Origin of the sequence: Asticcacaulis sp., from assembly GCF_047605585.1 — a bacterium.
GTDB lineage: Bacteria > Pseudomonadota > Alphaproteobacteria > Caulobacterales > Caulobacteraceae > Asticcacaulis.
In genome coordinates this window covers 1,225,224-1,251,787 of the sequence record NZ_JASGFK010000001.1, presented here as the reverse complement: position 1 = coordinate 1,251,787, position 26,564 = coordinate 1,225,224, and the positions used below count along the sequence as shown (strand labels likewise).

General features: G+C 59.7%; 17 protein-coding genes and 1 tRNA gene. 7 read left to right on the top strand and 11 right to left on the bottom strand.

What is annotated here, in order from left to right; genetic code table 11:
* The 3 genes from QM647_RS05880 to QM647_RS05870 all read right to left on the bottom strand — a co-directional run.
* Positions 1–521 (bottom strand): hypothetical protein (locus QM647_RS05880; protein ID WP_414994538.1); only part of this gene is annotated, 521 nt, incomplete at its 3' end.
* Positions 522–1,180: 659 nt separating this feature from the next.
* Positions 1,181–1,267, bottom strand: a tRNA-Leu gene (locus QM647_RS05875).
* Positions 1,268–1,414: 147 nt separating this feature from the next.
* Positions 1,415–3,586, bottom strand: coding sequence for a TonB-dependent receptor (locus QM647_RS05870; protein WP_414994537.1), 2,172 nt, complete (start codon positions 3,584–3,586; stop codon positions 1,415–1,417).
* Between the two features lie 315 nt (positions 3,587–3,901).
* Between QM647_RS05870 and QM647_RS05865 the strand changes: the two genes are divergently transcribed.
* Entirely contained in the window at positions 3,902–5,170 is a 1,269-nt protein-coding gene (locus QM647_RS05865; RefSeq protein WP_414994536.1) for a class I SAM-dependent methyltransferase, read from the top strand.
* On the opposite strand, the gene QM647_RS05860 is transcribed toward QM647_RS05865, so the two are convergent.
* Positions 5,093–5,971 (bottom strand): LysR family transcriptional regulator, encoded by an 879-nt coding sequence (locus QM647_RS05860; protein WP_414994535.1) that lies wholly within the window; start codon positions 5,969–5,971, stop codon positions 5,093–5,095. The genes QM647_RS05865 and QM647_RS05860 overlap by 78 nt on opposite strands.
* 180 nt (positions 5,972–6,151) lie before the next feature.
* On the opposite strand from QM647_RS05860, the gene QM647_RS05855 reads away from it, so the two are divergent.
* The 5 genes from QM647_RS05855 to QM647_RS05835 are packed head-to-tail and all read left to right on the top strand — an operon-like array spanning position 6,152 to position 12,287.
* Positions 6,152–7,696 carry a carboxyl transferase domain-containing protein gene (locus QM647_RS05855; protein ID WP_414994575.1) on the top strand — a complete coding sequence of 515 codons (1,545 nt, stop codon included), beginning with the start codon at positions 6,152–6,154 and terminating at the stop codon, positions 7,694–7,696.
* A gap of 19 nt (positions 7,697–7,715) precedes the next feature.
* Complete coding sequence (locus tag QM647_RS05850) at positions 7,716–8,483, top strand: enoyl-CoA hydratase-related protein (protein ID WP_414994534.1); 768 nt, start codon at positions 7,716–7,718, stop codon at positions 8,481–8,483.
* Complete coding sequence (locus tag QM647_RS05845) at positions 8,483–10,201, top strand: acetyl/propionyl/methylcrotonyl-CoA carboxylase subunit alpha (protein ID WP_414994533.1); 1,719 nt, start codon at positions 8,483–8,485, stop codon at positions 10,199–10,201. The genes QM647_RS05850 and QM647_RS05845 overlap by 1 nt, the downstream gene beginning before the upstream one ends.
* Entirely contained in the window at positions 10,201–11,364 is a 1,164-nt protein-coding gene (locus tag QM647_RS05840; protein ID WP_414994574.1) for an isovaleryl-CoA dehydrogenase, read from the top strand. Before QM647_RS05845 ends, QM647_RS05840 begins: the two co-directional genes overlap by 1 nt.
* Positions 11,361–12,287, top strand: a complete 927-nt coding sequence (locus QM647_RS05835) for a hydroxymethylglutaryl-CoA lyase (RefSeq protein ID WP_414994532.1) — start codon at positions 11,361–11,363, stop codon at positions 12,285–12,287. The genes QM647_RS05840 and QM647_RS05835 overlap by 4 nt, the downstream gene beginning before the upstream one ends.
* Here QM647_RS05835 and QM647_RS05830 read toward each other — a convergent pair.
* The 5 genes from QM647_RS05830 to QM647_RS05810 form a co-directional block, all read right to left on the bottom strand.
* Positions 12,256–13,758, bottom strand: a complete 1,503-nt coding sequence (locus QM647_RS05830; protein WP_414994531.1) for a tryptophan halogenase family protein — start codon at positions 13,756–13,758, stop codon at positions 12,256–12,258. The two genes, QM647_RS05835 and QM647_RS05830, sit on opposite strands and share 32 nt — an antisense overlap.
* 78 nt (positions 13,759–13,836) lie before the next feature.
* Positions 13,837–16,623, bottom strand: coding sequence for a TonB-dependent receptor (locus QM647_RS05825; protein ID WP_414994530.1), 2,787 nt, complete (start codon positions 16,621–16,623; stop codon positions 13,837–13,839).
* 402 nt (positions 16,624–17,025) lie between these two features.
* Positions 17,026–18,045: a LacI family DNA-binding transcriptional regulator gene (locus tag QM647_RS05820; RefSeq protein ID WP_414994529.1), complete on the bottom strand. Its 1,020-nt coding sequence runs from the start codon at positions 18,043–18,045 to the stop codon at positions 17,026–17,028.
* A 97-nt stretch (positions 18,046–18,142) separates the two neighbouring features.
* Positions 18,143–20,143, bottom strand: a complete 2,001-nt coding sequence (gene mrdA / locus QM647_RS05815) for a penicillin-binding protein 2 (protein WP_414994528.1) — start codon at positions 20,141–20,143, stop codon at positions 18,143–18,145.
* 127 nt (positions 20,144–20,270) lie between these two features.
* Positions 20,271–22,397 carry a glycoside hydrolase family 97 protein gene (locus tag QM647_RS05810; RefSeq protein ID WP_414994527.1) on the bottom strand — a complete coding sequence of 709 codons (2,127 nt, stop codon included), beginning with the start codon at positions 22,395–22,397 and terminating at the stop codon, positions 20,271–20,273.
* A gap of 623 nt (positions 22,398–23,020) precedes the next feature.
* On the opposite strand from QM647_RS05810, the gene QM647_RS05805 reads away from it, so the two are divergent.
* Positions 23,021–25,453, top strand: a complete 2,433-nt coding sequence (locus tag QM647_RS05805) for a glucan 1,4-alpha-glucosidase (RefSeq protein WP_414994526.1) — start codon at positions 23,021–23,023, stop codon at positions 25,451–25,453.
* 105 nt (positions 25,454–25,558) lie between these two features.
* Here QM647_RS05805 and mscL read toward each other — a convergent pair whose 3' ends face one another.
* Together mscL and QM647_RS05795 are read right to left on the bottom strand one after the other, a co-directional pair.
* The gene (gene mscL, locus QM647_RS05800; RefSeq protein ID WP_414994525.1) at positions 25,559–25,954 is read right to left on the bottom strand and encodes a large-conductance mechanosensitive channel protein MscL; all 396 of its coding nucleotides are present in this window, start codon (positions 25,952–25,954) and stop codon (positions 25,559–25,561) included.
* Between the two features lie 9 nt (positions 25,955–25,963).
* The gene (locus QM647_RS05795; RefSeq protein ID WP_414994524.1) at positions 25,964–26,263 is read right to left on the bottom strand and encodes an integration host factor subunit beta; all 300 of its coding nucleotides are present in this window, start codon (positions 26,261–26,263) and stop codon (positions 25,964–25,966) included.
* Positions 26,264–26,564 lie beyond the last annotated feature (301 nt).

Genomic DNA, 26,564 nt, shown 5'->3' with positions numbered 1-26,564 from the left:
GGATCGCTGGGTGTGGTCGGGTCGCTCGGCGTGCCTGGATCGCTGGGTGTGGTCGAATTATTTGGGCTGGCAGGTCGATCCTGAACGTAGGTCGCGGCATTGGCAGGAGAAGCCGCCCCTGCATTCGCCGCATTGGCCGATTGGGCTTGCGCGGCCGTTTCACGACTGACCGTACGCAGTTCATCCGCAACGATGCGTGATTCAGTCGATGAGAAGCCGGAAGCATCAGTGATTGGGGGCACATAGTTCAGGCTTACAACCTGATCATTCAGCTCGGTCGGGCGGCCCTGCGAAATCTTGAGGAGACCATTTTGAACATTGGAATCCCAGTTGGCCGGATTGCTGATCGCCGCGGCAACCTGCTCCTGCGAGGCCACCTCTTCGGCGGAGTAAATCCTGGCAGAAAGATCGACCGTTGGCGCATCTTGCAGAACCGTAAAAAGATCGAGGGCACCTGAAAGCTTCGTGTTCGCATCCGTTGAGAGATGATCTTCGCCCTGCGTCCTGGCCATATCTTCCATGACCACATCCTTTTAAAAAACGTTCTGTACCCAATGCACACAAATCTAATCACAATTTATGGGCGAATGATTAAGATTCGATGAGATGGTTGCATTAATGAACTTAAACTATATTTCAAATGCAACATTAACCCTGATTTGAAATATTGTTATTAATATTCAGCATGTTAATCTGCGATTACATTCAGAAATTAAATCATTTAGCGCACGCATAAGGTGTTTTGTGTCAAACTATATCCACGTTACGCAAACGATTGTATTAATGAGAAAAATCAGCTGAACTGCAGCTTTCACAAGCGATTTTAAACCCCAGGCTGACCCCAAATTGCCTGTGAGCTGACGCCAAATTGGCTAATTACAATGAGGAATGCCTTGCATGGGTGATCTCAAGTCACCTCGACAGCCTGAACTTCCGGTCTTTCAGAAAAGGCCCAGCAATTGGATGGATGGCAGACCTTGGGCGGCCAGCGACGATAGCGAAATCACATGCGTCGTTTCAGGAAGCACCAGCGAAAAGGTGCTTCCGGCTCATATCCGCGATGTCAAAAACAGGGGGGAGATAGCTCACGCGTGCATCAAAGCCTTGCAGCAAGACAAGGCGTAACCACGAGGCGTTCACCTCGGAGAAGACTCTCATTTTTAGGAGGAAAACACCAAGATGGTGCCCAGGAAAGGACTCGAACCTTCACGGCCGTTAAGCCACTGGCACCTGAAGCCAGCGCGTCTACCAATTCCGCCACCTGGGCACTTACTTAGGTGGTAGTCTCCGCCGATCTCTCAGCGAAGGCGGCGACCTATAGGGGCAAACTTTTCGCCGGTCAACGGTTTTAATCGCGGTTTTCACAAAAGTTTTCAGGAAATTCGCGGGCCCCGACAATTAGCTGTGCAAAAGCCTATTCGTCCGCCTTCGCCGCACCCAGCTTGTAGCCCAGACCGATATAGAAGATCTGCCCCTGGAAGCGCGCCCGCGTCTGATCGCGCAACTGAGAAGTCTGCGTAATATTTGTATACCGCCCGGTATCTAAGATATTATAGCCTGTAGCGATCAGTTTCAGACGCTGTGTCAGCTGGCGGCTATAGGACAGGTTCACCAGGGTAAAGCCGGATTGCGTGCCCTGGGCCGTCAAGATGCGGCCGTAGGACTGCACGCTCAGCTGGATATCCTCAAACGCCCGAGGCCGGTAGGTGAAGCTGGCCTTGCTTTCATAAGACATACCGGAATGCTTCGTCTGGACATCCGAAATGAAGGCCTCAAGCTCATTGTAGAACACATCGGCGCTCAGGCTGTAGCTGATCTTCGCCGTCGGATTGGCATCGAGCGACATATCCAGGCCACCGGCGCTTCCCTTGCCGGCGTTTTCCCGCGTTGAGACCAGGACCGTGTTCGACAGAAAGTAGGAATAGTCGGTGATGCTGTTATTGTTGCGGCGATAATATAGCGTTGCCTCATAGCTAAACGGCCGGTCCGAATGGCTGTACCCCGCTTCCAGGGACTGGATTTCCGCGGGCTTGAGGTAAGGGTTGCCGATGAAAAAATCCTGGCTGCCGGTGTTACTGATCACGGGATTGAGATCATAGGCCGTGGGGCGTTCGATGCGGCGGCTGTAGCTCACCTTGACAGCATTATCGTCGGTCAGCTGGCGATTGAAATAGAGGCTTGGGCTCCACTGCACGTCCGAGATTTCGGTATAGGGCACAAGCCGGCTTTCCCGCAGCCGGGTCAGCATGTTTTCGACGCGTAAGCCGCCTTGCAGGCTCCAGGGGCCGACCGGCATCTGGTAGGTGACGTAGCTCGCGCTCAATGTCTGCTCGATCAGGAAACCATTGGTCTGACTGTCATCAGCGGTTTCCGCCTGAGTGCGCAGATTGATGTTGGCCGTATAGTTATAGGACTGGTCGCGGCTGCTTTCATAGTCGAAGCCGGCGGTCCATTGCCGGTCGCCGGAGAGGGGCAGCACATAGTCGCCGCTCAGTTCGTCGGTCAGCTGATGGCCGCTATGCATGATACGATAGGCACTCATCTCGGCGAGGTCATCGATGCCACGGACGCTGTAACTGCGGTCGCTGAAAGGATCGAACTCTTCATGTCGCAGACTGAGATTGAAGGTTTCACCTTCGCGACTGCCCTTATGCTTGTAGCCCATGTTGAGAGAACTGCTGTCCTGGTCCTCCGGCCCGGCGGAGGTGGTCAGGGTATCGCTCGTCAGGACATTGTTGCCATCGTAGAGGTGGATGCGATCGGTGATATGGCGGCTCAGCCGGCGTTTTGACAACTGCCCGCTCAGGGACAGGCTATCCTTGTCGGACACAGCATAGGCCAGGCCGGCATCGAGGGTCATGACGCGCACGCTGCCAACCAGGCGGTAATCTTCCTGCATCACGCTGAGCGGTGCGCCATCCGCATCTGAATGGGTGCGATCAGTGTGGCTGACCGTGCTGCGGCCATCCTGGCGGAAACTCAAGCCACCGTTCAGGGTCAGCTTGCCCAGCCCCCAATTGCCGTTGACCGCCGCATTGAAGCGGTTTTCAGGTCCGGCATTAACGGTCAGATCACCCGCAGCACCCCGCTTCTGCGATTGCTTGGTGATGATGTTGATGACGGCGGCGCTGTTGGACTGGTACTGTGCGCCGGGATTGGTTACCACCTCGATCTTGCTGACCGTATTGGCCGGCAGGGACTGCAGGCTATTGGCGCGGTTGGCGCCCTTCATGGCCGTGGCCGGTTTGCCATCGATCAGGATCTGGACAGACCCCTGCCCTCTTATGGTGACATTGCCGTCCGGTGTGGCATTAACCGACGGCAGGGTATTGAGCACATCGGAGAGGTTGCCCGTGGCGGCCTGGGGATTGTCCTTCAGATCGTAAACCGTGCGGTCGGCCTTATGGATCACAGGCGGCGTTTTTCCCGTAACCACCACCGTGGTCGATGTATCGGCATCATCGGCAGGCACGGTATTCATGGCTTTAGCGCCCGGCTGATCCTGCAGGGCATGACCCTGAACCGTCGTGGCCATAGCCAGCGCCGATACAGCCACGCCCGCAGCTACAATCCGTCGTCCCGCCATTACCCCTCCGTTACAGCAAACCAGCGATCAGACTGAGCGCCTGATCGTCCGTAGTGCCCGCATTTCTGCGCGCGAACAATGGGAATTCCCCCGCCCGGCAGGTTTCGCCAAAATAGTTTCAAATGTGTTGTTAATATGCAAAAAGTTCAACCGAAACGGTAATTTTTCACTATCGCCTGGCGATAGTTATTTTTACGAAATCTTTATGTTTACGGCCGCGATGCCTATGGGTTTTTTGCGCCGGCAGCCCTTGTATCATATCACCGGGGACTTTCTAAACTTTGGCCAGAAATCTGGTCAAAACTGGAGGCCGCAATGCTGCAAGCCTATCTGGGTGCCTTGATCCAACAGGGCTCTCTCACGGTCCGTGTCAATCCGAACAAGACCTATCATTTCGGCACTTCCATACCGGAACGGCCCGACCTTGATGTCGCCATCTGGATCAACAGCCCATGGACCGCCTTCAAGATCGGCCTGCACCCCTATCTCTATTTCGGCGAAGCGGTCATGGAGGCCGACCTGATCGTCGAAAAGGGCAGCCTATGGAACCTGATCGAGCTGATCGGACTCAATCTGCGCCATGCGCCCGATCGCGGCTGGCTGTCGCGCCTGCTGCACGGCATCAAGCGCTTCCTGCCTGTTCATTCGCTGACGGCTTCGCGCGCCAATGTGGCGCACCATTACGATCTGTCGGAAAAGCTCTACCGTCTCTTCCTCGATGAGGACATGCAGTATTCCTGCGCCTATTTCCGCTGTCCGCAGGCCTCGCTCGAAGAGGCGCAGATCGCCAAGAAGGACCATATCGCCGACAAGCTCTACCTGTCGCCCGGCCAGAGCGTGCTCGATATCGGCTGCGGCTGGGGCGGCATGGCCTTGCACCTGGCCCAGCAGGCCGGGGTCAATGTCACCGGCGTGACCCTTTCCACCGAGCAGCTGGCCGTGGCCGAGCAGCGTGCCCTGGCGCCGAGCGTCAATGCCCGCGTGCGTTTCGAGCTGTGCGACTATCGCGAAGTGACCGGCCTGTTCGACCGCATTGTCAGCGTGGGCATGTTCGAACATGTCGGGCTGGCCGGTTTCGACGGTTATTTCCAGACTGTGGCTGACCGGCTGAAGGATGACGGGGTAGCCCTGATCCATACCATCGGTCGCCGCGGCAAGACCGGCGGACGCTCCGCCTGGCTCAACAAATACATCTTCCCCGGCGGCTATATTCCGAGCCTGTCGGAAATCACCGACGCGGTCGAAAAATCAGGCCTCTTCATCACCGATATCGAATCCCTTCGGCTGCATTATGCCGAGACCTGCCGGCACTGGCGCGAACGCTTCCTGGCGCACCGTGAGGAGATCGCCGCCCTCTATGACGAGCGCTTCTGCCGCATGTGGGAATTCTATCTCTGCTATTGCGAGCTGGGCTTCCGCTATGGCGATCTGATGGTCTTCCAGGTGCAGCTGTCGAAATGCCTCGACACCTTGCCCATAACACGCGACTACATGATGCCTCAGGCCTCAGCCCGCGTCGCTGAGCCGGAAGAAGCGAACGGCGAAGTCTTCAAAGGCGCCGCCTATCTCGGCCAGACGGGGTGACGGCGCGAAACGCGGACGAAACAGCGCTACTGTGCGGCGCGGATTGAAATCCCGCATGGCGATACGCACGACATCGGGTGCCGTGTAGCAATCCGGCATGACTGTGAGTCCCACACCGGCGCCGACCATGCTGAGCGCACGTTCATCCTGCGCCGTTCGGTACACCAGCGGCGGTCGGACATTGCGGTCGGTGAAATGGCGGCTGGTTTCGCTCAAGGCCTCGCAGCGCGTACGCACAATCATCGCTTCATTGGCCAGGTCCTCACCGCGAATAAGGGCCTCCCCCGCCAGCTTGTGCATAGCCGGCAGCGCCAGACGGTAACCTTCCTCGAACAGCGGCAGGCTGGTATCGTCCGCCACCCGGCGCAGGGAAAAGGCATAGTCAAGCCCGCGTTCATCGAGACGATTGTGCAGTTCCTGTTCGCTGCCGTCATAAAGGTCGAGACGGATACCGGGATGCTTCGCAGAGAACCCGGCCAGCATCTTCGCCACCAGCGCCGTCGGCAGGGTTTGAAGAACGCCCAGTCGCAGCACGTCAGCCTGTTCGGTACGGGCGATCTCGGCGGTGGCCATATTGACCTCGTGCAGGATCGCCTTGGCACGCGGTAAAAAACGCGATCCGGCCGTGGTCAGGAAGACGCGCTTGTTGTTGCGCACGAACAGCTCGACGCCCAGCTGGTCCTCCAGCCGCTTGATACCGGCGGATAACGTCGGCTGGGTGATCAGACAGGCGGCGGCCGCCTTGGTGAAACTGCCGGTTTCGACCACCGCCAGGAAATAGCGCAATAAATATAGTTCCACGCTCTATCCACTCCCCACCATCCATAGATAATATCTATGCACAGAATTGTGACTATCAATTTTTCCAATTGAAGCCAAGCGCGTACTATCCTGTCGGTAAAAAGAGACAGGGATGAGATGACCGCCTTCAGGAGCGAGATCGATACGGGCTCGGAGGAATTCCGCGCCAATGCCGCACGGATGAATGGGCTGGTCGATGACCTGCGCCGACTGACGACGGAAATCGCGCAAGGCGGATCGCCCTCGGCGCGCGACAAGCACACCACGCGCGGCAAGCTTCTTCCAAGAGAAAGAGTCGCCGGCCTGATCGATCCCGGTTCGCCCTTCCTCGAATTCTCGGCCCTGGCGGCACACCGCGTCTATGATGACGAGGTGCCGGCGGCGGGCCTGATCACCGGCATGGGCCGTATCAATGGCACGGAGTGTGTTATCGTCTGCAATGACGCCACGGTAAAGGGCGGAACCTATTATCCGCTGACCGTCAAGAAGCACCTGCGGGCGCAGGAGATCGCGCAGCAGAACCACCTGCCCTGTGTCTATCTGGTCGATTCCGGCGGCGCCAACCTGCCTAACCAGGATGAGGTTTTTCCGGACAAGGACGATTTCGGACGCATCTTCTTCAACCAGGCCCAGATGTCGGCGAAGGGCATACCGCAGATTGCCGTGGTCATGGGGTCCTGCACGGCCGGCGGCGCCTATGTGCCGGCCATGAGCGATGAGAGCATCATCGTGCGCAACCAGGGCACCATATTTCTGGCCGGGCCGCCGCTGGTGAAGGCAGCCACCGGCGAAGTGGTCTCGGCCGAGGATTTGGGCGGCGGCGATATCCATGCCCGCGTCTCAGGCGTGGCCGATCACCTGGCCGCCGATGACGCCGATGCCTTGCGCATCGCCCGCCGCATTGTCGGCAACCTCAATCGTACCAAGAAGATCGATCTGGCGACCCGGCCGGTGGTCGAGCCGTTATATGAGACCGAGGAGATCTACGGCATCATTCCCGCCGATACGCGCCAGCCCTTCGATGTCCGCGAGGTCATTGCCCGGCTGGTCGATGGCTCCGAATTCGACGAATTCAAAAAGCTCTATGGCGAAACCCTGGTCTGCGGGTTTGCCCACATTTATGGCTATCCGGTCGGCATTATCGCCAATAATGGCGTGCTGTTTTCCGAAAGCGCGCTGAAAGGTTCCCATTTTATAGAATTGTGCTGCCAGCGAAATATCCCGCTGATTTTCCTGCAAAACATCACCGGCTTTATGGTCGGACAGAAGTATGAAAACGAGGGTATTGCCCGTCACGGCGCCAAGATGGTCACGGCCGTGGCCTGCGCCAGTGTACCGAAGCTGACCGTCATCATCGGCGGGTCCTACGGTGCCGGCAATTACGGCATGTGCGGCCGCGCTTACGATCCGCGCTTCCTGTGGATGTGGCCCAATGCGCGCATTTCGGTCATGGGCGGCGAACAGGCGGCCAATGTGCTGGCCACGGTGAAGCGCGACGGCATCGAGGCGAAGGGCGGCCATTGGAGCGCCGAAGACGAGGCCGCCCTCAAGGCGCCGATCCGCGAGACCTACGAAGCGCAGGGCCATCCCTATTATGCCTCTGCCCGTCTATGGGACGACGGCGTCATCGACCCGGCCGATACGCGCCGCGTGCTCGGCCTGGGACTTTCCGCCGCATTGAATGCCCCCGTTTCACCCACCAGGTTCGGTGTCTTCAGGATGTAACCGCCGAAAGGAAACCCCCATGCAGGATATCACCGTAGATGCCGACGAACGCGGCGTGGTCCGCGTCACCCTCAACCGTCCCGCCATACACAATGCCTTCAATGAAGGCATGATCAGCGAACTGACCGACGCCTTCGCCGATCTCGGCAAGCAGGATGGCGTGCGCGTCATTGTCCTTGCCGGCAATGGCGCCAGTTTCAGCGCCGGGGCCGATCTCAACTGGATGAAGCGCGCCGCCGAACAGGATGAATATGCCAACCGTGAAGACGCTCAGGCCCTGGCGAAGCTGTTCGATACCCTCAATACCTGCCCGAAACCTGTGATCGGTCTGGTGCAGGGCGCGGCGCTCGGCGGCGGGGTCGGGCTGGTCGCCTGCTGCGATATCGTCATTGCCCAGCCAGAGGTCAGCTTCGGCATGACCGAGGTGCGACTGGGGCTGATCCCGGCGGTCATCTCGCCCTTCGTCATCGCCAAGATCGGGCAATCTGCGGCGCGGCGCTATATGCTGACCGGCGAGCGCTTTACCGCGGCCGAGGCCCTGCGCATCGGCCTGGTCCACGAAGTCAGCCCGGCGCTTGAGGCCGAGGGCGCAAAGATCGTCGAGGCCCTGCTGGCCGGTGGCCCGGAAGCCATAAGCGATGCCAAGGACCTGATAAACGACATTACGAAAATGGACGATAAGGCTGAACTGACCGCTCATCGCATCGCCACGCGTCGTGCTTCCGATGAAGGCCGCGAGGGCGTGGCCGCTTTCCTCGCCAAGCGCAAACCCGGCTGGCTGACCTGATGTTCAAACGCATCCTCATCGCCAATCGCGGGGAGATCGCCCGTCGCATTATCCGCACCTGCCAGCGGATGAACGTGGAAACCGTGGCGGTCTATTCCGACGCCGATGCACGTGCGCCTTTTGTGCGCGAGGCGGATCGCGCCGTGCTGATAGGCCCGGCGGCGGCGAGCGACAGTTACCTGCGTGGCGAGCGCATTATCGCCGTGGCGCTGGAGACCGGCGCCGAGGCGATCCATCCCGGTTATGGCTTCCTGTCGGAAAATGCCGAATTCGCGGAGGCCTGCGAAGCGGCCGGGCTGGTCTTCATCGGCCCGCGCCCCGACGCCATCCGCGCCATGGCGCTGAAAGGCGCCGCCAAGGCCCTGATGACGGCCGCCGGCGTGCCGGTGACGCCCGGCTATCACGGCGATGATCAGCACACGGATTATCTAGCGAGTGAAGCCGCACGCATCGGCTATCCGGTGCTGATCAAGGCGGTGGCGGGCGGCGGCGGCAAGGGCATGCGCCGCGTCGACCGGCCCGAGGATTTTGCCGATGCCCTGGTTTCGGCCCAGCGCGAGGGCCAAAATGCCTTTTCGGACCCGAAGGTGCTGATCGAGAAATATATCGAGGTGCCGCGCCATATCGAGATTCAGCTGTTCGCCGACGAACACGGTCATGTCGTCCATCTGTTCGAGCGCGACTGCTCGCTGCAACGCCGCCATCAGAAGGTGATCGAGGAGGCCCCGGCCCCCGGCCTGCCGGACAACATGCGCCGTGCCATGGGCGAGGCAGCGGTAAAGGCGGCGCAAGCCATCCGTTATCGCGGCGCGGGCACGGTGGAATTCATTGTCGATGTGTCGAAAGGCATCGAAGGCGCCCCCTTCTATTTCATGGAAATGAACACGCGTCTTCAGGTCGAGCATCCGGTAACGGAAGAGATCACCGGGCTTGATCTGGTCGAATGGCAACTGCGCGTGGCGGCGGGCGAGCCCCTGCCGAAGACGCAAGATCAACTGACCATCACCGGCCATGCCATCGAGGCGCGGCTCTATGCCGAAGATCCGCAAAACGACTTCCTGCCCGCTACGGGCACGCTGGCATGTCTGGATTTTCCGACCAGCGCTCGCATTGAATCGGCGGTCGAACAGGGTGATGCCGTCAGCCCCTTCTATGACCCGATGATCGCCAAGATCGTCGTCCACGGCAAGGACCGCAAACAGGCACTGGCGCGAATGCGTAAGGCCTTGATCGAGACGAAACTGCGCGGCCTGGCGACCAATCTCGGCTTCCTGCGTCGCGTGGTGTCGGACGAGGCGTTTGCGGCGGCGGAAATCGATACCGGCTTTATTGCCCGACATCAGGACCGGTTATTGGCGCCCTGGGCCGATAGCGACATCGCGCCCTCGGCTGTCGATCCGACTTCGCCGTGGAACGATATCACCGGCTGGCAGCTGAACCTGCCGCCGCGTTCGCCGCTGAACCTGAAATCGGCAGCGGGCGCCGAGGCTGTGGCTTCGGGGGATATCAAGGCGCCCATGCCAGGCCAGGTGATCGATGTCTTTGTCGCCCCCGGTCTCGTCGTCGAAAAGGGTCAGAAGCTGCTGATCCTGGGCGCTATGAAGATCGAACATACCCTGAAAGCACCAAAAGCAGGCGTGATCAAAGCGCTGTATGCGGCGGCCGGTGATCAGGTGGCCGACAAGGCCCTGCTGGTAGAGATAGAGGACGCACAATGATCCACTTTCCACATCTGCAATTCGGTCATGGCGAGGATATCGAGTCCTTGCGCGAAGGCGTGCGGCGGTTCGCCGAAATCGAGATCGCGCCGCTGGCCGAAGCCGCCGACCGCGACGACCAGTTCCCCATGCCGCTGTGGCGCAAGATGGGCGAGATGGGCGTGCTCGGCCTCACTGCCCCGGAAGCCTATGGCGGCGCGAACATAGGCTATCTGGCACACACCATCGCCATGGAGGAAATCTCCCGCGCCTCGGCCTCGATCGGGCTATCTTACGGTGCGCACTCCAACCTGTGCGTCAACCAGATCACCCGCAACGGCAACGAAACGCAAAAAGCAAAGTACCTGCCAAAACTGATCTCCGGCGAACATATCGGGGCATTGGCCATGTCGGAAACCGGCGCCGGATCGGACGTGGTGTCGATGAAGCTGCGGGCCGACAAGCGCGGCAACAGCTACATCCTCAACGGTTCGAAGATGTGGATCACCAATGGTCCGGATGCGGACGTTCTGGTCGTCTATGCCAAGACCGATCCGGCCGCCGGCTCGAAAGGCATGACCGCCTTCCTGATCGAAAAAGGATTTGCCGGCTTCTCGGTGGCGCAGAAGCTCGACAAGCTGGGCATGCGCGGCTCGCATACCGGCGAACTGGTCTTTGCCGATTGCGAAGTGCCGGAAGAGAATGTGCTGAGCACGGTCGGCCGCGGCGCCGGCGTGTTGATGTCAGGGCTCGATTATGAGCGCGTAGTCCTTTCCGGCGGCCCGCTCGGCATCATGCGCGCCTGTCTCGATGCGGTTATCCCCTATATCCACGCGCGCGAGCAGTTTGGCGCGCCTATCGGCACCTTCCAGCTGATGCAGGGCAAGCTGGCCGACATGTATTCGACCTGGGCGGCCTGCCGGGCTTATGTCTATGCCGTTGCCGCCGCCTGCGATCGTGGCGAGACTACCCGCAAGGACGCCGCCGGCTGCATCCTTTATGCTGCCGAAAAGGCGACCTGGATGGCAGGCGAAGCGATCCAGTGCCTGGGCGGCAATGGCTACACCAATGATTTCCCTGTCGGCCGGCTGTGGCGCGATGCCAAGCTCTATGAGATCGGTGCCGGCACATCGGAAATCCGCCGCATGCTGATCGGCCGCGAACTGTTCGAGGAAACCCAATGAATCCTGGAAATGTGAGGCCCGCACATGTTACTCTTTACGAGGTCGGGCCGCGAGATGGCCTTCAGGCGGAAACGGAGATCGTCGCCACCGCCGACAAGATCGCGCTGATCGACCGATTGTCCGCCTCCGGACTAAAATATATCGAGGCCACCAGTTTCGTATCGAAGAAGTGGGTGCCGCAGATGGCCGATGCGGCTGAGGTCATGGCCGGGATCACGCAACGGACAAGCGCCACCTATCCCGTCCTGACACCCAACCTGCAGGGCTATGAAGCTGCCCGGGATGCCGGTGCGCAGACCGTCGCCATCTTCGGCGCCGCCTCGGAAACCTTCAGCCTGAAGAATATCAACTGCTCGATTGCGGAAAGCCTGGCGCGCTTCCGCTTCGTCATGGGCGAGGCGGCGATCAATGCCATGCCGGTGCGCGGCTATGTCTCGACCGTTATCGCCTGCCCCTATGAAGGCGCCATCAAGCCCCAGGCCGTGACCGATATGGCCGCCCGAATGCTCGACATGGGCTGCTACGAGATTTCGCTGGGTGATACCATCGGCGTCGGCACGCCCGCCGATGTCGAGCGCCTGCTGGACGTCATACTCAAGGTCATACCGGCCGAAAAGCTGGCCGTACATTTCCACGACACCTATGGACAGGCGCTGGCCAATATACTTACGGCGCTCGATCACGGTATCGCCACCATCGATTCCTCGGTCGGTGGACTGGGGGGGTGTCCCTATGCGCCGGGCGCTTCGGGCAATGTGGCGACCGAGGACGTGCTCTACATGCTGAACGGCCTGGGGATAGAGACCGGCGTCGATCTCGAGACCATCGTGGCCACCGCCTGGCAGATATCGGATGTGCTCGGCCGCCCACCGCGTTCCAAGGTAGCTGTGGCTAAGCAACCGCCGCGCAATGACGCGCGATAAAGTCCGTATGTGACGGCATGGCCACCACGGACCGGTCCAGCGCCCCCTTCAGTCCCGTCATGAAACCGGCAAGGGCTTCGTCGCCTACCGTCGCGGTCAGGGGCGATGCCGCCTTCGGGAACACGCCCTGCCCCAGCAGCACCTGTATCCAGTTGGCCTCGCGGAACAGGTCGCCCTCCTCGATCAGCAGACGGCCATGCTGGCGGAAATAATCAAGCTTGTGGACCAGCGAGTCCGGCAGAGTCATGTCGCGGCATTGGCGCCAAAACGGTTCCTCCCGTTCATTGGCATGGTAGTGCAGGATCAGGAAATCCCGGATCAGTTCGTATTCGTGGCGGGTGCGCCGGTTGAATTCGGCGATCTCGACCGGGTTGAAATCCTTATCCGGAAAGAAGTCGAGAAACCGCGTCATCACCGACTGCACCAGATGGATCGACGTCGATTCCAGCGGCTCCATGAAGCCGGAGGCCAGGCCGAGCGCGACGCAGTTCTTCACCCAGGTCGCCTTGCGGCGGCCGGTCGTGAAGGAGATCACACGCGGCTCCGCCAGCGTCTCGCCATCGAGGTTTTCGAGCAGAATCCGCGTGGCCTCATCATTACTCATGGCGCCGGAACAGAAGACGTGGCCATTGCCGATCCGATGCTGCAAAGGAATGCGCCACTGCCAGCCGGCCGCATGCGCCGTGGCGCGCGTATAGGGCAGGATCGGACCGGAAGACTGGCTGGGCACGGCTACCGCGCGATCGCAGGGCAACCAGTGGGTCCAGTCCTCGTATCCAGCTTTCAGTGCGCCCTCGATCAGCACGCCGCCGAACCCGGAGCAATCGATGAACATGTCACCGGCAACGATCTCACCGCTGTCGAGTGTCAGCGACTCGATAAAGCCGTCTTCGCTGCGCAGGTTGACGCCGGTCACCTTGCCCTCGCGCCGCACCACACCCGACGACTCGCAGCCACGGCGCAGGAATTGCGCCAGCAGGCCGGCATCAAAATGGAAGGCGCGGTCGGCGCCGGGCAGATTACCTTCGACACGCAACTCGCGTGACATCCTGCCGGCATAGGCCATGCGCGTGGTGAGGCTGTAATCCCAGAGACTACCGCAATCCTCACCCGCCAGATGACGGCGCAGCCAGTATTGGTAAAAAGGCACGATGCCAATGGGCGAACCAGGCACGCCAAAGGCGTGCATGTAGCTTTCGCCGGCGCGACGCCAGCCATCGAACTCGATTCCCAGCTTGAACGTACCCTGGATATTGCGCAGCGTCACATCCTCGTCGAGTCCCAGGAAACGCAGCAGCTGAATCAGCGGCGGAATGGTCGCCTCGCCAACCCCGACCGTGCCGATAGCCTCGGATTCGATCAGGGTGATGCTCAGCCGACTGCCCCAGCTGCGTGCCAGCATGGCGGCGGCCATCCAGCCGGCCGTGCCGCCGCCGAGAATGACGATTTTCCGGATGGGCGCCGCTGTCATGTATCTTCCCCTGCATAAACAAACAAAAACATCCGCCGATCGCAGGACCGGCGGATGCCTTTGGATCAGGCTGTGAGCCTAGTAGCGATAGTTGACGCCGAACAGATAGCTGCTGCCATATTTTTCCTGGCGGAGGATATGGTCACGCTGTCCCTTGCCCTGATAGAGGGTAAAGGGTTCGTTGGTCAGGTTCTGCGCCGAGAAGGACAGGGAAATGCCCTTGAGCGGCCCGCTCTGGAACGCATAGCCAAGTTGCGCATCGAGGATCGATTCCGAATGCACCCACTGGTTTTCCAGCGTGTTGGTGTAGTTCGGCACTTCACCCAGGAAGTCACCGCGATAGCGGTTGCTCAGGCGGGCAGAGAAGCCGTACTTTTCGTAATAGATGGTCGTATTGATGACCTTCTTGGACAGGCCCGGCACATCGATGGCGCCAGTGCCCTTCGGATTGATGCTCGAGTCGTTGAACGCCCCGCTGACAATCAGACCGAAGCCATCCAGCGGTGCCCACAGGAGCTCACCGGGGACCGAGGCCGTCAGTTCGACGCCCTTGATATAGCCCCCGTCACCATTGTTCATCTGGGTCGCCAGACCTTCGCGCTGGGCATCGGCCTCCGTACAGACACTGGTCGTACCGCTCGTGCAGTAGGACGGCAGGGCCACACCCGTATAGTCATGGATCGTGGTGTCGCTGTAGATGAAGGTCGTCAGGTCCTTGTAGAACAGGGCTGCCGACACATATCCCTTGCGGCCGAAGTATTTTTCCAGCGAGATATCGTAGTTGTTGGACTTCCACGGCTTCAGGTGCGGATTGCCGCTGGTCGTGCTGTTCCAGTAGACCGGATGGCCATTGACCGTGCTGCCGGAGGTCGTGCCGTCCACCGTAACGCTGTATCCCGTACCGGCCGCCATGTCGTCCATGCGCGGACGGGCCAGGGTGGTACCGGCGCCGATACGCAGGGTCATGTCGTCAGCCAGGGCGAAATTCAGCGCCATGGATGGCAGGACATCGGTGTAATTGTCGCCATCGGTGACCGTGCTGAAGGTGCCGTCGCCCACGGTGTAACGCGACGTCGCTTCCTGATCAGCATGTTCAGACATCAGGCCGATATTGCCGGTCAGCGGGATATTGAAGACGGTCGTATCGATATTGGCCTTGATATAGGCGTAGTCGATCTTTTCCGTCACCGACCAGGTCTTTTGCAGCGAGGCCGTGGTCGTGTCCTCGACGAAGCCGAAGAAGCCCGATTCGTAGAGGCCCAGGGCATCATACGAAATCATGCCCGAATTGCTGCCGAGGAACTGGGCGTCCGTCGTGCCGGTGCGATAGGCTTCGGGCACCACAGCGGTCGCGCCGTCCTTCAGCGTCAGGTAGCCTTCGACGCCGACCTTGGCCTTGGTGTGCTCGGTATGGTTATAGCCGACGCTGATATCGCTGAAGAGGCCGCCGCCGATCTTGCGGGTGGCTGCGAATTTCGCCGCCTTGATCTCATCGGTGATGTGCGGAATCTTGACATAGCCCGCACGGTTGGTGGGGCCACCCCAGCCACCCGGATCGGTCAGGAAGACGCTGTCGAAATCGCTGTAATCAACCACACCGGTCAGGTTGGTCAGGCCGTTGGCCTGCTGCTCGAAGGTGATGGTGTCGGTCGCGCCCGAACCGGAAGCCCCGGTGCCGGCGGTCGATTCGACCAGGGTATCGTCACGAACGACCTTCGAGGTGCTGAGGTCGGCGAGCAACGACCACTGATCGTTCAGATCATAGGTGGCATTGGCGCCGAACGAGTCGAGCTTGGCCTTGCGGCGGTTGATGTAGTTTTCGACCACGGTCTTGACGCCGGTGAAGGTGCCACTGGTGACGAATTCGTCATCCGTGGTGTAGCCCGACTGCAGCTGGTTGGCGCCCCAGGCCAGAGGGTATTCGAGACGTGCAATGCGCTGCAGTTCATCGAAATCCGAATGATAGCCGTCAAGGGTCAGGTGGAAGCGGTCGTTCGGCTTGAACTCCACCACCGCCATATAGCCGTCACGGGTCAGGTTGGACGAATCGACGGCGTCCTTTTCGCCGCCGGTGATCAGCAGGTCCTGGTCATCGGTGGCACAGGCCGAGCAAGTCGGGAAGCCCCAGGATTCCTTTTTCTGGGTCTGGTAGGGCGAGTCCGTATGGGCATAACCAAGCGCGACGCCGATGGTCTTGTTGGCGAACTGGTCGATATACATGACCGAGAACCGGTTGCCCGTGTTCTTCATGCCGCCGATCGCAGCGTCTTCACTGTTGACTTCACCGCGCACATTAACCGCGAACGCCTTCTTGCCGAAAGCCAGAGGACGAACTGTCTGCAGGTCGGCGGTGCCGGCCAGGCCCTGCGCCGTCATGCCCGCATTCGGAGTCTTGTAGACCACGACCTGGCTGATCAGTTCGGAGGGATACTGGTCGAACTCGACTGAGCGATTGTCATTGGTCGACACCTGCTCGCGACCATTCAGCGTGGTCAGGGTGAAATCCGGGCCAAGGCCGCGGATGCTGAGCGTCTGGGCACGGCCATTGGTACGCTGGGCCGCGATGCCTGGCAGACGGGCAATCGATTCCGCGATCGAGGCATCGGGCAGCTTGCCGATATCTTCAGCCGAAACGGCTTCCACGATCTGGGATGATTTCTTCTTGGCGGTGATGGCGTCCTGGATACCGCGACGGATGCCGGTAACAACCACGGTGGTTGTTTCATCGGCGGGCGCTGGTGTGGTGGCAGCCGCATCCTGGGCCATGACGGGGACGGCGAAAGCGCAGGCCGTCACGATGGCCGCGGTCGCGCCACAGGTCAGCAGACGCGCACGCGTCGCATTTTGACCCTTGGAATTACGCATTAGGTTCCTCCTGGTGTTGCGTTTCGATCTTTCAACGCGTGCCCTGTTCTCTTGTGCAGGACATTCGCCTTTAGATATCTCAACCCTCACGACGCTCTTTGGCGCCTTCGCAGGAAGTATTCCACAACGCGGTTCTTTTTTGCAAGTCTTTGCAAATTTTTGCAGCCCAAAATCTGTATATTTCGTAATGTTGTGGCTTTGGGGTGACGAAATTGGTCAATTTAAGTGTATTTTGGTTGAATTGATCGTATAAATAATCGAAATATGCACCCTATACGTGAAATGATGTCGCCATTCATTTTTGACAATGTTCGCAAAAAATTGCAAAATTATGCAAAGATAGCGCTACCATTTGACCGACAGAGATGACAGCGCTTACCCGGCGCCACCTTAATATCCGGATCAGCCACCGCAGGATTCGCGGACAACCAGCTCCGTGGCGACGATTTCGGAATGACTTTCGTCATTGGAAATCGATCCGATCAGCTTGGATACCATCAGCTTGCCGGCACGCGCCAGATCCTGGGAAATGGTCGTCAGGGAAGGATGGGTCAGGCTGGCCAGGGTGATATTGTCATAGCCCACGACCGAGACATCCTCCGGCACGCGCAGGCCGGCGCGCATCAGGCCGCGAATGGCGCCGAAAGCGATGATATCCGAACAGGCAAACAGGCCGTCGAACTTAATACCTTTATGGATCAGGTTAAGTACCGCCGCTTCGGCCGAAGCGATTTCGAAATGGGTGGAGACCACCAGTCTTTGATCGAACGTCAGGCCATTTTCCGCCAGCACATTCAGATAGCCCTGATAGCGCTGCTTCATTTCGGTGCCTTCGGTCTCACCGAAATAGGCAATCCGCTGCCGGCCAAGCCTCGCCAGGTGCGCTGTGGCGCGGGTGCCGCCCTGCAGGTTGTTCGAGCCGACCGTGCAGTATTTCTGGCCGGGAATTTCCTGCCCCCAGACAATGAACTTGTTGGTGGTGTCCGCCAGGTGATTGAAGCGATCGTGCAGATAGCTCTGCCCGAGGAAGATGACGCCATCGGCCTTGATATTGGCCATCAGGGTGGCCAGGTCGTTCTGGCTTTTCGGCGTCAGGTGAGAGAGCAGCAGGTCGCAGCCCATGTCACGCGCCGCCTCGCCGACCGCGGAGATCAGTTCCTGGTAGAAGGGGTCGGAAAACCGTCCTTCGCGCCCGTGCGGCGGCGGAATGACGATGGCGATGGTGGCCTGCGAGCCCGACATCGACATCGGCATATCCTGGTTGAGGACGTAATTATGATCGCGGGCGATCTTCCAGACGCGCCGCTTAGTGACCCGATTAACGGCCGGGGAATCATTCAGCGCGCGCGATACCGTCGCGACCGAAACGCCGGCGAGCCGGGCGATATCTTCCAGCCTGATCTTGCCAGAAATGACCTGCATGTCTCCTTACCCCACATCCGCTTAGAAGGGACTTAACATCAGAGAACACAGTTTTCCCCATGAAAGCAAGTGCTTTCATCTTTATGAAAAGGTGAGGCTAGGTACTGGTCGGTAAAATATCCGGCGGAGGCGGGGCATCGCCGGTATCGTCGCCGGGCTGGGGCGTATCGGTCAGCGACTTGTCGACCAGGTCGGCCGGATTGACGCCGACAATGCGCTTCTGGATTTCCGGATCCTTCAGCAAGGCCATACGCATGACCTCGCGCGCCTTGGGCACGGCCGTTGACGCGCCCCAGCCGCCATGCTGGACGATGACGCTCATGGCGTATTTCGGCGCATCGGCCGGGGCGAAGGCAACGAACCAGGCATGGTCGCGTTTTTCCCATTCCAGATGCAGGGTATCGCGTGAGCCGGACTTGATGGTGTGGGCCTGCGCCGTGCCCGTCTTGCCCGCCATCAGGATGGGGCCGAGATCGAGCTTGCCCGATACGGCGGCTGTACCGCCGGCGGCCGTCACATCGGCCATGGCGGCGCGGACAAAGGCGATATGGGCCGGATCGGCGGCCAGGTCTTCGAATGTCGTTTCCTTGTAAGGTTTGCCACCGATCGTCTTGACCAGGCGTGGCAGGACCGCCTTGCGCCCGTTGGCCAGGCGCGCCACGGCCACGCAGTTCTGCAGGGCATTAACATTGGTATAGCCCTGGCCGATGCCCATAGAAGGTGTATCGCCCGGCTGCCATTTCGGATCTTTCGGCCGCCAGGGCTTGCTGCCGTCGAAATAGGCCTTCTTCCAGGCTGTATCGGGCACGACACCGGCCTTCTGACCGTCGATGCCGATATCGAAGACCTGCCCCAGACCGAACTTGCGTGCTACCTCGGCGATCTTGTCCGGCCCGACCGCCAGAGCACACTGATAGAAATAAACATCGCACGAGGTGACGATGGCGCCGTGCAGATCGAGCGTACCGTGGTGCCGGTCACAGTGGAAAACGTGATTGCCGAAGGGAAACGAGCCATTGCAGGTGTGAGTCGTCTTTGGGTCGTAACCGTGCTCAAGCGCCGCCACGGCCACGAGGGTCTTGAAGGTCGAGCCCGGCGGATATGTGCCTGACAGGGCCTTATCGAGCAAAGGCACGCGGTCGTAATCGTGCAGCAGCTTGTAGGCATCGGAGGAAATGCCGGAAACGAACAGGTTCGGGTCGAAGCCCGGCGAGGAAGTCATGCACAGCACCTCGCCGGTGTGGATGTCCATCATCACCACCGAGCCTGACTCCTGTGCGAAAACATCGATGGCGCGCTGCTGGATATCGGCATCCAGGGTCAGGACGATATCCTTGCCGGGCGTGGGTTCGATCGAGCCGTCATCGTCCTGCGCCACCACCTTGCCGCGGGCATCGACCTCGACCTTCTTGCCGCCGGCCACGCCGCGCAGATCCTTGTCAAAAGCACGCTCGATGCCGGATTTGCCGATGCGGAAGCTGGGGTGATGCAGCAGGTTGAAATCCGCCTGCGAAGCGTCCTTCTCGTTCTCCAGATCCTTCTGGTTGATCTTCGAGACATAGCCGACAACGTGCGAAAACGCCCCGCCGTAGTAATAGGCCCGCACCTCGTCCATATCGGCGACGATGCCGGGTATGTCACTGGCATAGAGGCTGACCTTGGAGAAATCCTCCCAACTCAGATCGCTGGCGATGATGGTCGGCACCGAGCGCTGATTCTGGTTGATGTCGCGCAGGATACGACGGCGGTTCGCCAGGGTCTGGGGCAGGACGTAGGAGACCTGATCCAGGGTATCGTCGATGTTCTTGACCTCATTGGTCTCGATCATGACGCGGAAGGACGGGCGATTGCCGGCGATCAGCTTGCCATTACGGTCATAGATATTGCCGCGTGGCGGCGGGACCAGGCGCAGATTGAACTGATTGGCGGCCGCGAGTTTCCGGTATTTTTCACCCTGGACGATCTGCAAATGCGCCAGCCGGCCGGTCAGCGCGAACATGCCAAAGGCCACGACGCCGCCCATCAGGAAGATGCGCCGGTTGAACATCCCCTGGCGTTCATTGACATCCGTAAAGACGATTGATGGCTCTGCCGCCACAATCTCCGCCCCACACACTCAGGTTGAATTACACAACCTTCGCCATGGCGCCAGCCTTCTGTCAAGGGGCATTGAACAGCCCGCCCTCCCCTTTCACAGTAAAGGCGAAGGCGGGCCCGCCAACAGCCTATTTCTTCTGCTTTTTCGCGCCCTTTTCGGCCACGAAGCGGATAGCCTCACCACCGCCCGACGCCATGCGCAGGGTCAGGGTATCAGCGGCCGTCACCGTCTTTTCCTCGATAACGATATCGAAGCGCGCATCGCCTGTCATGCCGGCCTTGGGGCCATCGCGATAGATCTGCGCCCTGTAGGTGCGGCCGGGTTCGAGGAAAGTCAGCGGCACATCGAGGCTGCGTTCGTTTTCATCGGTCACACTGCCGAGATACCAGTCATCCGAATGGCGATCCTTGCGCACGATGGTGGCGAAATCGCCCGGCTCGCCATTCAGCGCGATCGACTGATCCCAGTCGGTCGGCACATCCTTTATGAACTGGAAGGGCTTCGGGTACTTGGCATAGTTTTCCGGCAGGTCGGCGGCCATCTGAATCGGCGAATAAAGCACGACATAGAGGGCCAGCTGCTTGGCCTGCGTCGAGGGGATCGGCTTGCCCTGCCCTTCCAGGCTGAGCACGCCCGGCGTGAAATCCATCGGGCCGGAAAGCATGCGCGTGAAGACCAGATTGGCCTCGTGCTCCGGCGGATTCTGCGGATCGCCCCAGGCATTATATTCCATGCCGCGCTGGCCTTCGCGCGACACCCAGTTCGGATAGGTGCGGCGCAGGCCGGTATCCTTGATCGGCTCGTGAGTATCGATGGCGATATGGTATTTCGCCGCCGTCTGTACGTTCAGCAGGTAGTGGCGGACCATTTCCTGGCTGTCGTTCCAGGTAAAGCGGATGTCGCCATTCGCGTCCTTGACGCGCGCCCCGCCGGCATCGGCGACATAGCCGGTCTTGACCGAATCCACGCCGTATTTTTCGTACTGGGCGAAGCCAGCGGCCATCTGCGGCTCATAGTTGGCGACATTGCCGGAGGTCTCGTTATGGCCGATCAGGTGGACCCCCTTCTTCAGGCCATAGGCGGAAATCGCCGGCAGGTCGAAGTCCGGGTAGGCCTCCGTGAAGGAGAAGTTCCAGCCCTTGCCAAACCAGTCTTCCCAGCCCTTGTTCCAGCCCTCGACCAGCACGCCGCGGAAGCCGTTCTTCGCGGCGAAGTCGATATAGTCCTCAGTGTTTTTCGTGGTGGCGCCATGGCGCGGACCGGCTTCCCAGGTCCATTTATTGAGGTGCATGCCCCACCAGATGCCGACATATTTGTACGGCTTGACCCACGAGACATCGCCGAGCGCGTTGGGCTCGTTCAGGTTCAGGATCAGATCTGAGCTATTGTAGAGACCGGCCGCCGTATCGGTAATCTCCATCGTCCGCCACGGTGTCGGGAAAGGCGCGTCGCGCACCACCGGCGCGCCCATGGCCGAGGGCGCCAGACGCGTTTTCAGCCGCTGGCCATCGACCCGACGCAGCCAGTAGGCGGCATAATCGACCAGGGCCGCTTCGTGGAACGAGATATACAGGCCCTTGTCTGTCCTGATGGTCATCGGCGTCTGCGCCTCGCTGACCTCGTTCAGCGGCGTCTTGTTGTAGAGATATTCCTCACGGTTCCATTCGCCGGCGACATCCCACCAGGCGGTGGCCGGATCGGCGATGGCGAACTCCGTCAGCTCGTCCATGATCTCCAGCTTGTGAAGCTGTGGCTGGTCAGGGAATTCGTAGCGGAAACCGATACCCTCGTCATAGATACGGAAGACCACCGTCATCTTGCGATTATCCCAGGTCTTCTGGACAACATCGACGCGCAGTTCATTATAGTGGTTGCGCACATAGCGGCGCTCGCCCCAAGGCTGCTCCCAGGTGTCGTCATGCGCGGTCGTTGTTGTGTTATCGAGGCTGAAATAGCGGTCGAACTTTGGTGCATTGGCCAGGATCAGACCCAGACGCGACGGATTGACGATCACCGCGCCCTTGCGCGTCACCTGATAGGACAGATTGCCGTCACCGCTCAGCATGATATCGACGTGCAAGACCTTGTCCGGCGAATCCGCACTGGCGATGGTCTGGAATTTTGGCGCCGCCTGCGAGGATTGCGACACATCGGCCGCCGGGGTGGCGTCCTGGGCCAGCGCCGGCAAGGCCATGCCAGTGCTTGTTGCGATAAAGGTAAAGGCCAGAGCGCGCAGGCCAGATCCCGTAATCATGCCGTTTCTCATGGATGGTTTCCTCGATGCGATATTTGTTTTTATATCTAAGGCTTATGTCAAACCGCGCCCGGACAAAAGAGCCAATTGCCGTTTTGCCGGGCGCATACGTATTCAAATTGGGCCTTGCGGTAATGAATACGTATTCAGATTGCCGGCCTTCATTCGATGAGTCACGCTTACTGGACTTCGTAAATCTAAGCTTTATTCGCGCAATAACCGAAAATCGTCCTTTTTTGACAGCTTCGGACATTTTTTGTGTTGCAATGCGACGCTGCAAACGTTTACACAGGCATTTCCGGTTCATGCACGCGCGTCTTCGGGCGCCTGGACATTATCCGGCGCTCCTATTCCGGTCGTTGTGACGCGGCCGGGATACACCAAGTGCAGGGCTCTGCTTTGCAAGTGGTATCTTCTCAACATAAACTGCCCTTTGGCTCTTCGGACCAAAGGGCGTTTTTTTTGGGCCACGCCACCTTGCGTATTCGTATTCATACGAAATCCGATATCGTGAATACGTATGCAACGCGACGACGCCCCGGTGATTTGCCATAATGCCTCAAACGACCTGACAGAGGTCACGATAACAGCCGTCGGTATCCAGACGGGCGCAGTGAGGATATATGAGTTTCCGCTATCAAAAATCGCTTCTGACCGGCTGTGCCAGCCTGCTGGCCCTCGGCGGCGCGGCCTTTGCCGAAGATCCGACCACCGCCGATCATAACCCCACCGTCATCGCCGATGCCAAGGCTACCAACGGCCCCGGCCAGGCCTCGGCCTGGGCCTATTCCGGCAAGCAGGGGATCGGCAGCGCATACGAAGCCTACAAGGACTACCAGTTTTCCGACAAGGCCGCGACCGGCACTGTCTCGAAGGTATGGTTCTCTCTGGCCGAAGGCGTGGTGACCGAAACCATGTATGGCCGCATCCACGAAGCCCAGATCCGCGAGATGCAGATCGCCGTGACTGGTGCCGGCTGGACGGCTTTCGAGCGCACCGACACGATAAGCCATGTCACCTATCTCCATACCGATGCCGCCGGCCGGCCGCTCTCGCCCGCCTACCGCCTGACCAATACCGACAAGCAGGGCCGCTTCGTCATTATCAAGGACGTCTTTACCGATCCGGATCACCAGACCCTGATGGTGCGCGTCACGGTCAAGGCGCTCAAGGGCCCGGTGACCCCCTATGTCATCCTTGATCCTTCCATGGCCAATACTTCGGGCGATGATGAAGGCCATGCCAATGTCACCCATCTGCAGGCCTGGCAGGGCAAAGTGGCGCTCAATCTTTCCGCCAGTGTGCCGTTCAAAAAGGCTACAGTCGGCTATACCGGCGTCAGCGACGGCATAGCCGACCTGACCGCCCACCAGTCGCTCGGCACGCTGCACAGCGCCGCCGACCAGAAGGGCAATATCATCCTCGTTGGCCAATTGCCGACCGTCGCCAAGGCCGCCACCTTTGATCTCGCGGTCGGCTTCGGCCCTACCGTAGAATCCGCCAGCGCCGAATCCGCCGCCACGCTGAAAACCGGCTATGCCAAGGTGCTGGCCAATTATAATGGCGAGGGCCAGGCGGTGGGCTGGGAAGACTATCTTGCCTCGCTTACCGACCTGAAAAGCCTGATCCCGATATCGGAAGACAATGGCAAGCTGCTCTATGCCTCGGCCCTGGCGCTGAAGGTGCAGGAGGACCACACCTCCGCCGGCGCCATGATCGCCTCGCTCAGCAATCCCTGGGGCGATACGGTGACCACCGACATCTCCTCGACCGGGTACAAGGCCGTCTGGCCGCGTGACTTCTATCAGGTCTCCATGGCCCTCGCGGCCCTGGGTGACAAGCAAACACCGGTCGCTGCCTTCCGCTACCTGCCGACCGTTCAGGTCAAGGCCAGCACCCCCGGCAATACCGGCGCCACCGGCTGGTTCCTGCAGAAATCGCATGTCGACGGCACGCCGGAATGGGTCGGCGTCCAGCTCGACCAGACCGCCATGCCGATCCTGCTCGGCGAACGTCTGGAACAGATGGGCCTGATCAGCAAAAGCGAGCTGCTGTCATCCTATAAAACCACGCTGAAACCGGCCGCCGATTTCCTGGTCCATGGCGGCACCGTCGGGCTCGACTGGAACCATGCCACCATCACCCCGCCCTATAGCCAGCAGGAACGCTGGGAAGAACAGGAAGGCCACTCGCCTTCCACTACAGCGGCGGTGATCGCGGGTCTGACGGCGGCAGCCGATATCGCCACCCAGGCCGGCGATGCGGACAGCGCAAAGCTTTACACGGAAACAGCTGACAACTATTCCGGAAAACTGGAACAACGCCTCTTCACCACCACCGGCAAGGTGCGCGGCGAGGACAAGCCGGCCAGCTATTTCCTGCGTATTTCGCGATCTGACGATGCCAACACCCCAGGCAATCAGGATGTGCGCAACGGCAAGCCCGGTCTTCGCTCCGACCTGATGGTCGATGCCGGCTTCCTGGAGCTGGTGCGCTATGGCGTTCGCCCGGCGAACGACAAGGATATCACCGCCTCGCTGGCCGTGGTTGACGACCAGACCCTGCCGGATGATCTGCGGGTCCGCTACGATTTTCACTTCCCCGGCAGCGATGTCACGGTCCCCGGTTTCCGCCGATACGGCAATGACGGGTATGGCGAGGGCACGGAGGGCGGCAATTACGGCCCGATGTCACCGGACCAACGCGGCCGTGTCTGGCCGATCTTCACCGGCGAACGCGGCCATTACGAACTGGCGCTCGACAGCCTGAAGGCCGGCGGCCCCAGCGCGGCCGATATCGATGCCATCCGCGGCACCTATGTGAAGGGCATGGAGCTTTTCGCCAATGAGGGCCTGATGATCCCCGAACAGGTGTTCGACGGTGTCGGCTCAAAAACCGGCCACGACTACACGGTCGGTGAAGGCACGGACAGCGCCACGCCACTGGCCTGGTCGCATGCCGAATATGTCAAGCTTCTGCGCAGTGTGCGTGATCGCCAGGTCTGGGACCGCAACCCGGCCACGTATCAGCGCTTTTCAGACAAGGTCAAAGATTAGTCTCAACCCCTTTGACCCAACTCGGCCCCCGGCGCTTCGGCTTCGGGGGCTTTTTTCTGCCACTCGCCATAAGCAAAAAGGCCGGAGCGAACTCCGGCCTCTCGATTATTTTTTCTTCAGCTCGGCCAGGATATCGGCCAGCAATTCTTCCTGCGTCGGCCCTGTGGCGGCCGGCGGAGCGGGCGGTGGTGGCATCAGTTTGTTGATCGCCTTGACCACCAGGAAAATGGCGGTGCCGATGATCAGGAACTGGATGACCGTATTGATGAAGACGCCGTAGGAGATCACCACCTGAGCCTTGGTCGGATCGACAACCGGCAACTTCAGCACCAGGTTGGAAAAATCGACGCCGCCAGTAATATAACCGATCGGCGGCATGATGATATTGTCGACCAGCGAGGTAACGATCTTGCCGAAGGCGCCGCCGATCACGACACCGACCGCGAGATCGATGACATTGCCACGCATCAGGAAGGTTTTGAATTCGGACGCGATGCTCATGCTTACTCCTTAGTCCGCGTTGTCGTCGCCGGAAAGGTTCAGGCGTTCGCGCAGTTCCTTGCCACTCTTGAAGAAGGGCACATGCTTGGCGGGCACATTCACCGATTCGCCGGTGCGCGGATTACGACCGGCGCGAGCGGGGCGGGAACGGACGGACAGGGCGCCAAAGCCGCGAAGCTCGACGCGGCCGCCTTTTTCCAGCGTGCTGATCATGGATTCAAGGATCAGATTTACCGCCCGTTCGACATCCTTTTGCGTCAGATGCGGATATTCGGAAGCCAAACGTTCAATAAGTTCAGACTTGAGCATTGATCTCCCTCACCAGGTAAATCCGAGTTGGGGCGAGCATGTCCGAAAATAAAAATGAGTTCAAGGGGTTGTTTAAAGATTAACGCACTGGTAGCGCTACCATTACGACATTTTTTACAAATTACGGGAAAATTTCCCATCCTCAAAAGCACAATTCGGACACCGGGCGCATAAAACGGCCGTTTGCGTGCCCGTTCGCAAAAAAACCTTACATCACGGGCGCTTAGGCTCTCTAAGCCTTGTCGCTCCCATTTCGCGCTATAAAAAAAGCCGGAACCTCCGAGGAAGCTCCGGCTTTGAT